1 protein-coding gene is annotated in these 1357 nt (G+C 57.4%); it reads left to right on the top strand.

The genetic code is table 11. From position 1 onward, the window contains the following. The first annotated feature begins 88 nt into the window (after positions 1 to 88). On the top strand, positions 89 to 1117 hold the full coding sequence (gene rsmC / locus PU683_RS19725) for a 16S rRNA (guanine(1207)-N(2))-methyltransferase RsmC (RefSeq protein WP_277174344.1): 1029 nt from the start codon (positions 89 to 91) through the stop codon (positions 1115 to 1117). Positions 1118 to 1357: the final 240 nt, after the last annotated feature.

Genomic DNA, 1357 nt, shown 5'->3' with positions numbered 1-1357 from the left:
TGACTGGGGTATGAAGACGCAGCCAACAAAGAGGCAGCGCGAAGGATAACGTGTATAATCGCCGGCTCAGTTTAAAGAGGAACACTTAATGTCTGCTTTTACCCCGGCAAGTGAAGTCTTGCTGCGCCACAGTGACGATTTCGAGTCTAACCATATTCTTTTTGCCGGTGATCTGCAGGACGACCTGCCTGCGCGTCTGGAGAGTGCCGGGAGCCGTGCCTGGACTCAACAGTTCCACCAGTGGCAAACCCTGAGCCAGCAGATGGGCGAGCGCGCCAATTTTAGCCTGGTGGCGGATAGTGCGATGATTGGCGAGAGCGATACGCTTATCTACTACTGGCCGAAGAATAAGCCGGAAGCGCTATTCCAGCTGATGAATTTACTCTCTCTGCTGCCGGTGGGAACGGATATTTTTGTGGTTGGCGAAAACCGCAGCGGCGTACGCAGCGCCGAGCAGATGCTGGCGGAGTATTGCACGCTGAATAAAGTCGACAGCGCACGTCGCTGCGGGCTTTATCATGGTCGCCTCGATAAGAACCCTGCCTTTGATCCTGACGGTTTCTGGGGCGAGTACGCGCTGGACTCCCTGACCATTAAAACCATGCCGGGCGTCTTCAGCCGTGACGGACTGGATGTTGGCAGCCAGTTGCTGCTCTCCACGCTGACGCCGCATACCAAGGGCAAAGTGCTGGATGTCGGCTGCGGCACGGGCGTGCTGGCAGCGGTGCTGGCGAGCCATTCACCGAAAGTGCGCTTGACCCTGTGTGACGTCTCGGCACCGGCCATCGAAGCCAGCCGCGCGACGCTTGCAGCGAACGGGCTTGAGGGCGAGGTTTTTGCCAGTAATGTCTTCTCTGAAGTGACCGGTCGCTTCGATATGATCATCTCCAACCCGCCGTTCCATGACGGGTTGCAGACCAGCCTGGAAGCGGCGCAAACGCTGATCCGCGGCGCAGTTCGCCACCTTAACAGCGGCGGCGAGCTGCGCATCGTAGCGAACGCCTTCCTGCCCTATCCGGACGTGCTGGATCAGACCTTCGGTTTCCATGAAGTGATCGCTCAGACCGGACGCTTTAAGGTTTACCGCACCGTGATGACGCGCCAGGCGCTTAAATAAGCCCTCTCTCCGGCGGGCGTGCTCGCCGGGTGAATTTCCCTGCCTGTTCTCCGACGCCCATTTTTGCAGCAATCGACGACTCTGCGCGCAATTAACTGTTGACGAAAAGTTGAAAACATCTAGAATGCGCCTCCGTGGTAACGATACTTCTGGTATCGATGGTATGCGAAGGTGGCGGAATTGGTAGACGCGCTAGCTTCAGGTGTTAGTGTCCTTACGGACGTGGGGGTTCAAGTCCCC

The sequence above is a fragment of the Candidatus Kosakonia sp. 282A-S69 genome, assembly GCF_029433855.1.
Lineage (GTDB): Bacteria > Pseudomonadota > Gammaproteobacteria > Enterobacterales > Enterobacteriaceae > Kosakonia > Kosakonia cowanii_A.
This window is presented reverse-complemented; position numbering and strand designations above follow the sequence as displayed.

What these genes read in the sequence shown, in the direction of transcription:
- rsmC (WP_277174344.1), top strand. Translation starts at nt 89, where the DNA reads ATGTCTGCTTTTACCCCGGCAAGTGAAGTCTTGCTGCGCCACAGTGAC.